The sequence below is a fragment of the Vibrio sp. 1249-1 genome (assembly GCF_033340495.1).
Map to the genome: position 1 here is coordinate 65,452 of NZ_JAWOWJ010000002.1, position 14,589 is coordinate 80,040.

General features: G+C 43.1%; 12 protein-coding genes. 5 read left to right on the forward strand and 7 right to left on the reverse strand.

Annotated features, from left to right (window positions below; genetic code table 11):
- Positions 1-150: 150 nt before the first annotated feature.
- On the forward strand, positions 151-2,874 hold the full coding sequence (locus R7Z50_RS03800) for an ImpA family metalloprotease (protein WP_170897177.1): 2,724 nt from the start codon (positions 151-153) through the stop codon (positions 2,872-2,874).
- A gap of 93 nt (positions 2,875-2,967) precedes the next feature.
- On the opposite strand, the gene xthA is transcribed toward R7Z50_RS03800, so the two are convergent.
- The 5 genes from xthA to dinG form a co-directional block, all read right to left on the reverse strand.
- Positions 2,968-3,774, reverse strand: coding sequence for an exodeoxyribonuclease III (xthA, locus tag R7Z50_RS03805; protein ID WP_005378433.1), 807 nt, complete (start codon positions 3,772-3,774; stop codon positions 2,968-2,970).
- A gap of 95 nt (positions 3,775-3,869) precedes the next feature.
- Positions 3,870-4,034, reverse strand: a complete 165-nt coding sequence (gene rsmS, locus R7Z50_RS03810; RefSeq protein WP_005378432.1) for a pleiotropic regulatory protein RsmS — start codon at positions 4,032-4,034, stop codon at positions 3,870-3,872.
- On the reverse strand, positions 4,034-4,579 hold the full coding sequence (locus tag R7Z50_RS03815; protein ID WP_005378431.1) for a primosomal replication protein: 546 nt from the start codon (positions 4,577-4,579) through the stop codon (positions 4,034-4,036). Before R7Z50_RS03815 ends, rsmS begins: the two co-directional genes overlap by 1 nt.
- Complete coding sequence (locus tag R7Z50_RS03820; protein WP_005387866.1) at positions 4,576-5,361, reverse strand: sulfite exporter TauE/SafE family protein; 786 nt, start codon at positions 5,359-5,361, stop codon at positions 4,576-4,578. Before R7Z50_RS03820 ends, R7Z50_RS03815 begins: the two co-directional genes overlap by 4 nt.
- 14 nt (positions 5,362-5,375) lie before the next feature.
- On the reverse strand, positions 5,376-7,451 hold the full coding sequence (dinG, locus tag R7Z50_RS03825; RefSeq protein ID WP_285399667.1) for an ATP-dependent DNA helicase DinG: 2,076 nt from the start codon (positions 7,449-7,451) through the stop codon (positions 5,376-5,378).
- Between the two features lie 515 nt (positions 7,452-7,966).
- Between dinG and R7Z50_RS03830 the strand changes: the two genes are divergently transcribed.
- Positions 7,967-9,046 (forward strand): porin, encoded by a 1,080-nt coding sequence (locus tag R7Z50_RS03830; RefSeq protein ID WP_005378424.1) that lies wholly within the window; start codon positions 7,967-7,969, stop codon positions 9,044-9,046.
- 76 nt (positions 9,047-9,122) lie between these two features.
- Positions 9,123-9,800, forward strand: coding sequence for a DUF2057 family protein (locus tag R7Z50_RS03835; protein WP_130546618.1), 678 nt, complete (start codon positions 9,123-9,125; stop codon positions 9,798-9,800).
- A gap of 85 nt (positions 9,801-9,885) precedes the next feature.
- Here R7Z50_RS03835 and R7Z50_RS03840 read toward each other — a convergent pair whose 3' ends face one another.
- Positions 9,886-10,587 (reverse strand): pseudouridine synthase, encoded by a 702-nt coding sequence (locus R7Z50_RS03840; RefSeq protein WP_005387874.1) that lies wholly within the window; start codon positions 10,585-10,587, stop codon positions 9,886-9,888.
- Between the two features lie 311 nt (positions 10,588-10,898).
- On the opposite strand from R7Z50_RS03840, the gene R7Z50_RS03845 reads away from it, so the two are divergent.
- Positions 10,899-13,124, forward strand: coding sequence for an NADP-dependent isocitrate dehydrogenase (locus R7Z50_RS03845; RefSeq protein ID WP_005378404.1), 2,226 nt, complete (start codon positions 10,899-10,901; stop codon positions 13,122-13,124).
- 183 nt (positions 13,125-13,307) lie between these two features.
- Here the strand turns inward: R7Z50_RS03845 and cspD are convergent, their stop codons facing one another.
- Positions 13,308-13,526, reverse strand: a complete 219-nt coding sequence (gene cspD, locus R7Z50_RS03850) for a cold shock domain-containing protein CspD (protein ID WP_005378407.1) — start codon at positions 13,524-13,526, stop codon at positions 13,308-13,310.
- Positions 13,527-14,230: 704 nt separating this feature from the next.
- Between cspD and clpS the strand changes: the two genes are divergently transcribed.
- Positions 14,231-14,551 (forward strand): ATP-dependent Clp protease adapter ClpS, encoded by a 321-nt coding sequence (gene clpS / locus R7Z50_RS03855; protein ID WP_005378419.1) that lies wholly within the window; start codon positions 14,231-14,233, stop codon positions 14,549-14,551.
- Positions 14,552-14,589: the final 38 nt, after the last annotated feature.

Below are 14,589 nucleotides of genomic sequence, written 5' to 3' on the forward strand. Positions count from 1 at the left end.
CAATAGAGGCAATAGCATCGGAGTGGGTGCTATTGCTTTTGATAATTTTGTTATCTTCATTCCTATTTTTTCAGTCGATGTAAAAGACTCTTTCTTATTATTCATCAACTTACATTAACATTCGGTAAACTCATTGTTTAGTAAGTAAAAATGAAAAAAACAATTCTATCGTTGGGCATTGCCGCCTTAGCCACAGGATGTGGTGGGGGAGAGGGAGAATCACAACCTAATGCTCAAGTAAAACCAACGCCAGCTCCAGTTCAACAAGCTCTTGAAACTGGTAATGCACTGCTCGTTTCTGACCCGAGCGAATTCATTCGTAAAAGTCGTCAGGTTGTAGAAGCTCACAAGATGCAGTCGAATACGATCAAATCTGCAATTGCGAAAAACCTTTCAGGTCTTTATTGGGATCCAACCCATGATGCCGCGATCTTGGCACCTCAGTATGGCTTCAACGACACCATCTTGATGACCAATAAGGCCATGGCAAGCGGTTACAAAGATCAAGCTCTGTCAATTGGCGTTGCCGGGGAAAAGTCTAATGGTCAACGTTACGCACTATTAGGTAGTAACCCATTTAGAACGGCACAACGTTTTCCCGACTCTTCCAACGCAGCGATGACGCAATGGTTAAGTAACCTGGTCACTTGGTTGTCGGGCGGAGTTACTTCAAACGTCGTCATCGCGCAAATGGATCAGTCTTATTACTTTCCGGATGAGCAAGCGACTCGGAATTGGCTGAAAGACAATGTTTCACAAGAGCTGGCGTTTAACGAGGCCAACCTATGCGATGGTTCGAAGCTACTTAGCTGCTTGCAAACCAATACTCCAAACTTATTGATCTTGTCACAGCATCTGCAATCTGGAGATACCAACAAACCAGTACTCGAAGCTTTGGAATACGCTGAGCAAGCCCAAATTCCTGTTCTATACCTGCATTGGGATGGAGGACTAACTTATCTTGGCCAAGACATTTTGGAAAAATTCCATGTTGATTATGTGGGAGATAACTATTGGCGTAAGTTAGGCTTGGTCGACTGGGAACCTTCATCGTTGATGAACGTTGTGCCGGACTCTGTCATCACACAACAAGCGCTGTTGTCTCGTTTTGAATCTCAAAATTTCAACGTTGACTTGTCAAAGTGTGATGACAAATCTTGTCCTGACACTGCGAATATGGACAGTCAATTTTATGTAGGGGCAAACAGCATTCGCCATTGGTTGCAAAAGCTTGATGAACAAAAAGTAGATTTGTTTAATCAAAACGGCTACCAATACGAAAAACTCATGGTATTGCTGGCTGATCATTATCGTCAAACGGTTGTCTTCCCGATGGACAAACAATCAACCCAAACGACCGAATTCCTAAAGTCGTACTTTGCCGATTACGTGCAATACAACAGCCGAAGCGTAAACCCAAAACAACCAAATATGGGGAACTTCAGCCGTAGTGAGTTTAGCCCTGACATAAAGAGAATCAGTGCAACGATTAATATGGAATCAAAGCGTAACTTCCGTTCGGCTGGTGTGTATGCGCTTCCTGGGGAAACCTTTACGGTTAAACGTAATGACAGCAATGATGTGGCGACTAAGATTGTCATCAACACTTTAAGAAATGGTGCAACTCATGAGTTCAGCAAAGATGGATACACGCGACCAAAACTGCTGACTTCATTCGGCTATGAAGTGAAGCCGGGTGAAACCATCACGCTGACTTCTCCTTATGGTGGTCCAGTACAGGTTCACTTTGACAAAAATGATGTTCCGGTTGAACTGAAATTTAATCATGTGGCACAGCATCCAGTTTGGAGAAGTGAGAAGGACAACGACGCTTTTATTCAACAGTTAGAAGCCAATTTATTCGATTGGGCTGAGCTGATCACTCCTGGGTTTGAAGTACACTCAAAGCGCGACAAAATGTTGGAGTCGGTCAACGATGAAATGTGGTCTACCCCTTCGGAAATGGCGCTTGCAACAGAAGAATATGTTCACAACTACCCGCATGTGCTGGCAGGTTTCCAAGGGCCGGGCATAGATGAAGTGCCTGAAATTATTCAATACGCCCAAAACCAAGGTTGGGAAATCGCCAATATTGATATAGTGAAGCACATGAACGCCGACCAAGCGACGTGTGGTTATGGTTGTTCGGGTAACCCTTACGATGCTTATTGGTCATTCAGCCCACTCGGTCACGGTGATTTACATGAGCTTGGCCATGGTTTAGAAAAAGGTCGATTCCGATTTTCAGGCTGGGAAGGGCATTCAACGACCAATTACTACTCGTATTATAGTAAGTCTCGTTTTTTCCAGAATACGGGGAAAGTTTCAACTTGCCAAAGCTTGGATTTCAAAGGCCAGTTTGAATTATTGCAAGCTAGTCGAACTCAAGCGGATCCAAACGCATACATGGCTGCGCAAAATCAAACCAGTTGGAGTTGGGGCGCTCGTGTTTACATTCAAATGATGATGGCGGCGCAGCATGAAGGTGTGCTTAAAAATGGTTGGCATTTATTGGCGCGCTTGCACCTGATTGAACGTGAGTTTAACCGCTTAAAATCGGACGATGCGCTTTGGGATGAGAGACGATTGAGTATTGGTTTCGCCAACTACTCTCGGGAAGAAGCAAATAGCATCTCAAACAACGACTGGTTGCTTATTGCTCTGAGCTACATCTCTCAGCGAGACATGACGAGCTATTTAGATATGTGGGGCTTCTCGTTCACAGAAAAAGCGAAACAGCAGGTTATGGCGCTGAATCTACCGCCGATGCCGCTCACTTACTTTGCAAGCAGCAATACCGGCTACTGTCTGAACGAATTTGCTCAAACACCGATAACTATTGATGGTCAAACGGTTTGGCCGCTGAATCAGTGATTAAATAGTAATTTGTATGAAAAAGGGAGACTGAGTCTCCCTTTTTATTGGACTAAGCTTAGCGTTGAGTCTCGCTTATAGCTTTGCAATAAATTACTTAAATGTCGACCAGATTGGTGCGTGATCTGAAGGCTTCTCGATACCACGAAGCTCATAGTCGATACCAGATTCAATACACTTTTCCGCTAGAGAAGGGGTTGCCAAAATGACATCAATTCGTAGGCCACGGTTATCATCAAAACCGCGAGAACGGTAGTCAAACCACGAAAATTGATCGTTCACCTCTGGGTATAGCTTACGGAAGGTGTCCACAAAGCCCCAGTCTAGTAAGGTTTTCAACCATTCGCGCTCTTCAGGTTGGAATGAACATTTACCTGTTTTTAGCCAACGTTTACGGTTTGGCTCGCCGATACCGATATCTGCATCAATAGGGCTGATGTTGATGTCACCCATAACAATCAATTGCTCGTCGTTATTGTGATGATCGTTTAGGTAGGTCATCAGATCTTTATAGAATTGGCGCTTGTATGGGAATTTGGTTTCGTGGCTGATGTTATCCCCTTGAGGGAAATAGCCGTTTAGCACAGTGACCTTTTCGCCGTTTTCATTTAAAAACGTTGCCATGATCATGCGCTTTTGATGTTCCTCGTTATCCGTCGGGAACCCTTTTTGTACGTGTAGAGGCTCTTGCTTACAAAGCATTGCTACGCCGTAATGTGCTTTTTGACCATGAAAATACACTTTGTAGCCCATGGCTTCGACAGCTTCAATCGGGAATGCTTCATCGTGAACTTTAATTTCCTGAAGACCAATCACATCAGGTTGGTGTTTGTCGATTAGCGCTTGGAGTTGGTGCAGTCGCGCACGTAGTCCATTGATGTTAAAGCTGATTACTTTCATTATTTATCCTTTTTGGGGCGTACTTTTGTATGAATAGTATCATTGTGTAAGAGCACTGAAAACGAGTCTCGGTGAAAGGAGTGAAACGCTCTGAGCTACTTTGCTTTTAATTTGTTTTCTAAGTCGTTTTGCACGATCTTTAAAGCGTTAAGCGCAACTTCTGGATCTATCTCATTGCTCTCAAGCAAATAGATTAAATCGACAGCCAGTTTGATCTCTTCAGGTGCGTCATCTAAAGGCGAGGTTGGTTGATCAGCCATTATTGATGTTTTTCCCTATGTGTAATTTGGTTCTCTAGCTTAAGAAGTGCTGCTTCACAACGCGCTAAACGTTGCTCGGTTGCTAGTAATACTTTTTGAGCGTCGGCACGCATAAAACTAGGAGCGCTTTCGACAGCACGTTCTTTTTCTAACACCATCTCGCGCAAGCGTCTTGCCCACTCTTGATGTTGAGCGAGCTCCTGATAAAGCACGTTGATAGGCTTACGGAAATGGCTGCTATGTTTGATTTCATTCTTACGAATTTTAGTGGTAGAAATCTCGCGTTGAATCGCACCGATTTGCGCCACTAACCGTTCAGTGAGGTACTCAGCACGCAAAGCGGTGAGCTTACCTTCATTTTGCTCACGCACAATCGCATCCAGCGTGGCTTTTGCTTCTTTTACGCAAGGAGTAAGTAAGCGAGAGCGGCAACCAAATAAACGCTCATCAAAAAGCGGAACATGATGTTCGCCTCTTTGACGGTCAAGAACAGCGGCTTGCTTCGCCATTTGTTCTAGATTTTCCTGGAGTTGAGAAATGTTCATGACAAACCTACAAACCATGCGTCATAAGCCAATTTAATAGCTAGTATGCTGACGACAGTAACAAATACAGGACGAATGAATTTAGAACCAAATCTAATAGCGGAGTGCGCGCCAACAAAAGCACCAGCCATTAAACATACTCCCATTGTTAAGCCTAGCACCCAGTTGATATGTCCGAGGAATGCAAAAGTGATCAAAGAGGTAAAGTTACTGGTAAAGTTCATTGCTTTTGCTAAGCCAGAGGCGAGCAAGATATTCAGCCGGTACAGCGCCATTGAACTTACTGTCCAAAAAGCCCCAGTTCCAGGCCCTGCGAGTCCGTCGTAGAATCCTATGGATAAGCCTTGCATGTACTGTTTTTTATGAAGTTTTGGGCAAGGCTCGGGTATTGGACTTTGATGAGCAGAGTGGGGTGTTTTATGAAAAACGGTATACAACGCTGCCGCCAAAATAACAAGCGGCAATCCTTTTTCCAGCCAATCCGTACTAATCGCATCTACAAATAGCGTACCTAATGTCGCTCCGACGAGTGTTGCCACGAATGCACGCCTCCAGCATTGAGGTTTGAATAGACGTTTTTTGTAGTACGTAAATGCTGCAGTAGAAGAAGCAAAGGTAGCGGCAAGTTTATTGGTGCCTAGTGCAATATGAGGCGGCAAGCCTAGCGAAAGTAGAGCAGGTACGGTAAGCATGCCACCACCACCGGCAACTGCATCAATAAATCCTGCGACAAAAGCGACAAGCGCCAACACCAACAGCATGGTTGGCTCAATCATTTCCATAAATGGTGATTCTTCTAATATTCTATTTTACGTTTAAATGGAGGTAGTGAGTCGATTAAGGCTTGTCCGTATCGCTTAGTGACTAGGCGTCGATCAAGAATCGTTACTCTACCAGAATCTCTCTCTTTACGCAGTAAGCGACCTACGCTCTGGATCAGCTTTTTGCTTGCGTCTGGTACAGTTATTTGCATAAACGGGTTTCCTCCTTTTTTCTCAATGTATTCGGAATGAGCCTGCTCAACAGGGGAGGTTGGAACGCCAAATGGAATTTTTGTAATCACCAAGTTTTCAAGTAATTCGCCAGGTAAGTCTAGCCCCTCAGAGAAACTGCCAGTACCAAATAAGACGCTGGTTTTATTTGATTCTATTAACTTTTTATGTTTTTTTAGAATTTCTTGACGTGAGCTTTCACCTTGAACTTGCAACGCCCAGCCTTTTTTTATGAACTCCGAAGAGAGTGCCTTCGCGACTTGGTTCATCTGCCAATAGGATGAGAATAATACTAAGTTGGCTTTCTTGTCTTCCAAGTACTTAGGCAAGATCTCAATAAGATATTCAGTAAATTGAGGCGCTGGTGGTTCATATTTCATCGCAGGGATGAGTAATTCTGCCTGGTTTTGGTAATCGAATGGTGACGCAAGCGCTAAAAACTGAGTGCCTGATTCTGGTTTTCCATCAATACCAACCTGATGGCAAAAGTAATGGAAAGAGTTTAATGCACGCATCGTTGCGGAAACCAAAATGGCGCTAATACATCTGCTCCAAATCTGTTGGTCGAGTTGCCATCCAATTTCAAGTGGCGAAACACTCACAATGAAATCACCCTCGCGATCGGGGTGGGTTTCTAACCAGCGAGCTAAAGGCGCACCTTTTTCACGAGTTGGTTCAGCCATTAAATGCCATACTTGCGCTAGGTTTTCTAACCTTTGAATGTAGAAACCGAGCTCTGCAAGCGCTGGTTCAGCCAACCTTGTCGCAAGCTCCCCGTCCTTTACTCTTTCCGCAATAAGGTCGGCAATTTTTGCCACACTCTGATTTGCTTTTTTACTGAACTGTTTTAGTTCTTTGGATTGGTTCTCTAGCCATTCTGGTAGTTCACCGTGTTCGAAGCGGTAGATACCCTCTTCAAATTGAGCCGGGTCGAACTGTTTGGGCAATTGAGTCAGTGCCGGTATCAAGTTCTGAACCGCGTCTTGAAGGTCGTTGCGAAATCGAGCTACGCGTTTCTCGTCTGCGAGTGATGAAAACTTACTAATCGACTGATTTAACTTCTCAAGCCATGCTGCCGCACCTTTTAAACTCGCAGATGCTGAAGCATGGTCACGAGCGACGTGAGGTAAGTGATGTGCCTCGTCGAAGACGTATATCGTATTTTCTGGCTCAGGTAAAATCACGCCGCCACCTAAATCTGCGTCTGCCATGACGAGAGAGTGGTTAGCAATGATGACATCGTTTTTATCCAACTCTGAGCGCGCTTTTTGGAATGGGCAGCCGCGGTGGCCTGGTAAACTGTTATTGCAACTGTGTTTATCACTGACAATCAGTTGCCAAAGCTTATCGTCGATGGGTTTAGGCCAAGAATCACGGTCACCGTCCCATTTACCTTGCGCAAGAGAGCGATGCATTGTTTCTAACAGCTCTATATCTTTTTGCTTAGGTTTGGTTTCAAACATGGCTAACTGGCCACCATCAGCACCGCTAGCAGTAGCGAGCTTTTCTGCACAACAATAGCGTTGACGGCCTTTTGCCAAAATAAAAGAAAACTCTCGGTCGGTAATCCGACGAAAAAGAGGGAGGTCTTTATTTATGAGCTGCTCTTGCAGAGCGACGGTCGCCGTTGAGATAACCACTTTTCTATTGTTATGTACAGCCACGGGAATGGTCGCCATTAGATAGGAGAGCGATTTACCAATTCCAGTCCCTGCTTCTGCAACGAGTATTCGGTTAGATTTGTGATACTGACCGCACAGCGTTTTTGCAATCTCTGCAACAAGGTAGTTTTGTGCTCTTCTAGGCACAAAGTTATCAAGTTGATCTTGAAGGTTTTGATAGCTATTACGAATCGATTTTTGAATGTTACTGGTCAGCATACGGGCCTCAAATGCGTTGGAGGCGAATAGTAGCACACATCACTAGTTGTACAGTAGTTCACAAAACGGAATGCTTTTATAAGGAATGTAGATCTCCTTCACAAAAAAATATTGAACCTTATCTTAATGAAATTAATTTCATTATATGAAAAATATAAAACTCCAACTTTGTCTGATTTGTAGGTTTTTATTCTTTTTTTGTTTTTTTTAAATTTACTTATTGGATTAAAAAACCATTTGTTAATAATTTTGTAAATTACAAATAATAATGGAGATTGGTTAGATGTTCGTCGAATAAATAAAGGTAATCTTATCAAGTTGTTGTTTTGTAATGGTATTTTGTTTTTTTTACATTGGTATTTAGAAAATTTGACAGCCAGAATAATCTTTTGCACTCTTAGCTCCAGATTTTGAGGAGGTGCTGTATAACGTTTTGTTAACGCTCTACCTCAAACATATAAAAAAAGGGAACCGGACAAGGATATCCCGAACTAAGAAAAGGCAGTGGATTAATTATGAAAAAAACTCTATTAGCACTAGCTGTAGTTGCGTCTGCAACTTCAGTGAACGCAGCTGAAGTATTCAAATCTGAAGAAGGTTCTGTAGATTTCTACGGTCAGCTACGTCCAACTCTTCTATTCACAGAAAAAACTGATCACACAGCAGAGCTAAACACTAGCTCTTCTCGTACTGGTGTGAACGCGGTTTACGTTGTTGACGAAAGCCTAAAAGTTCTGGGTGAAGTTGAAATCGGTGTTGCTCTAGGTGACAACTACGACGCAGGTGCTGATTCAAGCGAGCGTACAGATGACTCTGTATACGTACGTCGCCACATCATCGGTTTTGATATGGGTGATATGGGTACTCTTCGCTTCGGTAAAGAAGGTACTTGGGCTGATGACGTATACTTCGCAGATTACTCTTACTTCTTCGGTGGTAACGCAGCGGAAACTGCATACGGTCATGCTTGGAACAACGATTCTCAAATCAAATACGCTTACGAAAATGACGCGTTCTGGCTAAAAGCTGGTTACGCGCTAGGCGAAAAAGATTCTAACGAAGAAGTACTAGAAGTATTCGTTGGTAAATCTTTCAACGACCTATCTCTACACGCTGGTGTACTTACTGCGAACAACGACATCAACGTAACTAAAGAGAAAAAACTAGTTCTTAATGGTGTAGAGCAAACAGTTTCTCACACAGAGCGTACTGATAACGAAAACCTATCTTTTGAAGTAACTGCTGAGTACGCACTAAACGAGCACACTCTAGGTGCTACGTACTACTACAACGAAAACGAAGATAAGCTAGGTAAATCAACAGTTGATTCACACTACATCGTTGTAGCTGGTATGTTCGCTGTTGCTCCTAAAACAACTCTATACTCTGGTTACGAGTACCTAGCTCAGTCTACTGACGAAGCAGGTAAAGTAGACGCAGACTCTTCTTGGTTCTACGCTGGTGTTGAATACAAGTTCTCTAAATGGGCACGTGTATTCGCAGAAGCGGGTTACACTTTCGAAGGTACTGACTTCGACAACAAAGACACAGACGATGCAACTAACTTCGGTGTTGGTGCTCGTTTCTACTGGTAATCAATACCCAGTTTGATATTGTAAGACCCAGCTATATGCTGGGTCTTTTACTATGAAGATAAGGATGAAAAATTCTATGCAGTTATCATTAAAAGTGGCAATGGCACTGTCTATTTTTGCCAGTACAAACCTCTACGCTGCAACGACTTTAGTGGTTCCAGAAGACGTGAAGTTATTGGCCGTCAACATGGAGAAGCCAGATCTAGAAGGTGGTCTTTTTTCTAGTGAGAAGACAATCGAACTACCTGACGGAACGAATCAAATTGTCTTCAAATATCAACCTACATTCGAAATTAACGAAAACCTTAAGACGGTTTACAGTGATGTAATCGTTGCTAAATTTGATGCTGAAAGCGAAAAGCTAATGTTTGAACTGCCAGAGTTTAAAACTCTTCGCCAAGCGCAAAACAACATCTCGCCTCTAGATTGGCAATTACTGGATACCAAAGGCCAACCTATTGCTTTGGTCGAAGATGTATTAGAGTCAGATGGTGTTCAAATTGGTCGTAATTACCCTCAAGAATCTCGCAACTACAATATTGCTGGCGGTATCGCGAGTGTTGCCGTTAGTTATGTAACTGTGAATCAGCATCAACAATCAGTAAGTGATATCGAGCCTCGAGTTGAGACTAGTGATACCCGTTCAACAGCCGCATCGAACGACAGCCCAATGGTTGATGTATTAAAAACTATGTACCAGAAAGCGTCTCCGGCGGAAAAAGAGGCATTTAAAAACTGGCTTGCTGAGCAGTAATCCCTTAGTTCATTAGATAGGGCTTAACTGAAAAAGTACGAATCTAAAAAGCAGGCTTTAAGCCTGCTTTTATCTTTTCTGCTTATTAGAGAGAGATTTCTCTCCATTCACCAGGCATTAGGTCGTTAAGGACGATATCACCCATCGAATGACGAATGAGGCGCAAAGTAGGGAAGCCAATGTGCGCAGTCATGCGACGCACCTGACGATTTCTTCCTTCAATAATGGTAATGGCTAACCAAGTGGTAGGGATATTTGCGCGAAAACGAACCGGAGGCGTTCTGTCCCAGACTTGTGGTTCTGGAATAACTTCAACTTCGGCTGGTAGAGTCATACCATCTTTTAGCTCTACTCCCTTTCTCAATTTTTCAAGATCTTGCTCCTGAGGAGCGCCATCAACTTGAACCCAATAAGTCTTCGGCGATTTTGACTTTGGCTGCGTTAGCTTCGCCTGCAAGATGCCATCGTTAGTGAGTACCATCAAACCTTCGCTGTCTCGGTCCAATCGGCCAGCCGCATAGACATTTTTGATTGGGATATAGTCCGCTAACGTTTTGCGACCATCGCCATCGGTAAATTGACTGAGCGTATCGTAAGGCTTATTGAAAATAATGACTTTACGATCTTTAGGGGCCACTTTTGGCTTTTGGCTTTTTGTTGGACGATTAGGGCGGCGGTCTTGCTGAGTACGAGTCTTCGAGCCATTGCGAGCTCCTGAGTGTTTAAAATGGCCCGTTTTAGACTGGTTACGACTACGACCTTTTTCCTGACCTGTACGAGATGACATGTTAACTACCCTGCAAAAATGTAAATGAACTGTGTTTGAAAGTTTTAAGTTTTCTCATGATCGGATATGATTTGCGCGCCTAAAACTAACAAACGCGCACAGAATGATAGACTAATTCGTGTTATTTGTTTAATTATATCAGTGCACTCATGGATTCAGAGCTTAGAGCTTCAAACTACAACAAAGAGTGCGAACCGCATGTGGCGTTAGTGAGGAGACATGTACTGCTAACGTGCAGCAATGCGTCAATTAAACCAACTCAGACGCTGAGTTGATCAGCCAACAAGTTGATTAAAAAATAGGGAAATTTCATGCCTACAGAAAAACCTACAATTATCTACACCATCACTGATGAAGCGCCGGCGCTAGCAACTTATTCATTACTACCAATCATTCAATCATTCACAGCATCGTCTGGCATCAATGTAGATACTCGTGATATTTCACTAGCAGGTCGAATTATCGCTAACTTCCCAGAGCATCTAAAAGAAGAACAGCGCATTGGCGATGCGTTGACTGAGCTTGGTGAACTAGCTCAAACTCCAGAAGCAAATATCATCAAGCTACCTAACATTTCAGCTTCAGTTCCTCAGCTTAAAGCGGCGATTAAAGAGCTTCAGGCGAAAGGTTACGATTTACCAAACTACCCAGAAGAGCCGAGCACGTACGAAGAGAAAGCGATTAAAGCGGCTTACGACAAAATCAAAGGTAGTGCGGTTAACCCAGTACTTCGTGAAGGTAACTCAGACCGTCGTGCACCGACTTCGGTTAAGAACTACGCGAAGAAAAACCCACACTCAATGGGTGCATGGTCAGCAGAATCTAAGTCTCATGTTGCGAGCATGTCAGACAATGACTTCTTTGGTAGCGAAAAGTCTACAACTATCTCTGGTGCAACAGAGGTCAAAATCGAGTTTGTCGGTAATGATGGTACAGTTAAAGAGCTTAAGTCTGCGTTCCCATTACTAGATAAAGAAGTCATTGATACTTCAGTAATGAAGAAGAAGGCGTTGGTTGAATTTTTCGAGAAAGAGATTGCTGAAGCGAAAGCACAAGACGTGCTGCTGTCTCTTCATATGAAAGCGACGATGATGAAAGTTTCTGACCCTGTCATTTTCGGCCATGCCGTAAAAGTTTACTACAAAGACGTTTTCGATAAGTACGGTAAGCTGTTTGAAGAGCTAGGTGTTGATGTAAACAATGGCATCGGTGATGTTTACTCAAAAATTGAGTCTCTACCTGAAGCGCAAAAAGCAGAAATTGAAGCGGCCATTCAAGCGGTTTACCAAACTCAACCAGAACTTGCGATGGTTGACTCTGATCGTGGTATCACAAACTTACATGTACCAAGTGACATTATTGTAGATGCTTCTATGCCAGCAATGCTTCGCTCTTCGGGTCAAATGTGGGGACCAGATGGTAAACAAAAAGACACCAAAGCGATGATTCCAGATCGTAGCTACGCAGGTATTTACCAAGCGGTTATTGATTTCTGTAAAGAGCACGGCGCATTTGATCCAACCACTATGGGTAGCGTACCTAACGTTGGTCTAATGGCTCAGAAAGCTGAAGAGTATGGTTCTCACGACAAGACATTCATTCTAGACGCTGCGGGTACTGTTCGCGTTGTTGATGCTTCAGGTAACGTACTGTTAGAGCAAGCGGTTGAAGAAGGTGATATCTTCCGTATGTGTCAGGTTAAAGACGCACCAATCCAAGATTGGGTTAAACTAGCAGTGACTCGCGCACGTGCAACAGGTGTTCCAGCTGTATTCTGGCTAGATGAAAACCGCGCGCACGATGCTGAGCTCATCAAGAAAGTAAACGCCTACCTACCAGATCACGATACTGACGGTCTAGAGATTAAGATCCTATCTCCTGTTGAAGCTTGTAAGTACTCACTAGAGCGTATGAAAGCGGGCCTAGATACTATCTCTGTTACAGGTAATGTTCTTCGTGACTACCTAACAGACTTGTTCCCAATTCTCGAGTTAGGTACGTCTGCTAAGATGCTATCTATTGTTCCATTGATGAATGGTGGTGGTCTATTTGAAACAGGCGCTGGTGGTTCTGCTCCTAAGCACGTTCAACAAGTAGAAAAAGAGAATCACCTTCGTTGGGATTCTTTGGGCGAGTTCCTAGCGCTTGCAGCTTCGTTAGAGCATTTAAGTGTAGCGACAAACAATCCTAAGGCTCAGGTTCTCGCAGATACACTAGATAAAGCGACCGGTGAGTTTTTAGACACCAACAAATCTCCGTCACGTAAAGTGGGTGAGCTAGATAACCGTGGAAGCCACTTCTATCTTGCACTTTACTGGGCGAAAGCGCTTTCAGAGCAAACGGATGATGCGGATCTTGCTGCTGAATTTGCACCAATTGCAAAAGCGCTGTCAGAGCAGGAAGAAACGATCGTTGCTGAGCTAAATAATGCGCAAGGCGTGAAAGGTGAGCTAGGAGGTTACTACTTACTAGACGATGCATTGGTTTCTAAATTGATGCGTCCAAGCGAAACCTTTAACGCAATCATTAACAAGTAAGTTAGTGTAAAAACACGTCGTTTTCGGCGTGTTTCCTATCCTGTAAGTGAGTTGTAAGTGTTCCTTTTGTAACACGTGCTCTAAATAGTAAGAAACCCGCTATCTTGGCGGGTTTATTTTTCTCTTCAAAACATCAACGTGGCGTTTCGAGAGCAATATTTTTATATTTCGACAGCGCTCTAATTATTTGGCTTGGCCTTCAAGAGGCACGACGCTACTCGCGTGACAGCCTTTGGGACCTTTTTCAATCTCGTAAGAGACTTGTTGGCCTGCTTTCAGTGTACGATAACCGTCCATCTGGATAGTTGAGTAGTGGGCAAAGATATCTCCCTCTTCTTCATCTGAACAAATAAACCCAAATCCTTTGGCATTGTTAAACCACTTTACTGTACCTGTAGCCATGCTTTACATCCCTCATGCATTTTTTACTGATGTTGTTACTGCAACCAAGTTATACCTTTAACTTGGTACTACCATTGTCAGCGAATGCCAACAAACGTCAAATCAATGATAAGTCACATTCATCAAACCACTTAAAGAAGAGAAGTTTCAAAATGATGATTTATGCATCGACACTTTCCACTGTAGTCAATGAATTTCGACAGTCAATAGCAGTGAGCAACAAACAGAAACATAATTGAAAACAAATCACTTTTGAGATTAACAAATTTGCAAACAGTTTTTCGTATATACGCAGAAGTTTAGTCAATTTGCCTATGAAGTGGCTCATACTGAAAAAGCCATACTGTCCGTGTTGCTTATGGGAGAAGAATCCTCTGACTGAATAAAAAATGAAGTTTTCGTGATAATTACCGTATTCTCAATGAGGAAGTGTGATCCAGATAGAAGATGATGGGGTGGTTTGCAATAGTCCGAAAGCAATAAATAGAAAGTTCTTTTATAAGAAAAAATGTGTAACTTATCGACAAGCATCTTTTATTTGCGCCGTATCAAGACGTGCATTAGTCTCTATATTAGGTAGCAACTTTTATCGATCAAAGATCGAATTCGGTGCCATAACTCACTACACCGCGCTGCACGCTTGTGGTAGATTGTTTTTATAGGTCGAAAACATCAACCCTTTGATACGATATCTTTAGATTGCCATGAGTAAAAATTTTGAATGGGTCACTCCGGACTCTGATCTTCTGGAGCGAGAAAGTACGAAAGTCCAGCCACCTAAGCTGTACAATGTCGTACTCAATAATGATGACTATACACCTATGGATTTCGTCATAGAGGTGCTTGAGCGATTTTTCTCACATGATATTGATAAAGCAACTCAAATCATGCTTCAGGTCCACTATGAAGGAAAGGCAATTTGCGGCACATACAGCGCAGAAATTGCCGAAACAAAAGTAGCGCAAGTTACGATGTACGCAAGGGAAAATGAACATCCGCTACTTTGCACTATGGAGCAAGCGTAAACAAAGAAGACTTGCTCGAACAACCCCAGTTGTTTTTT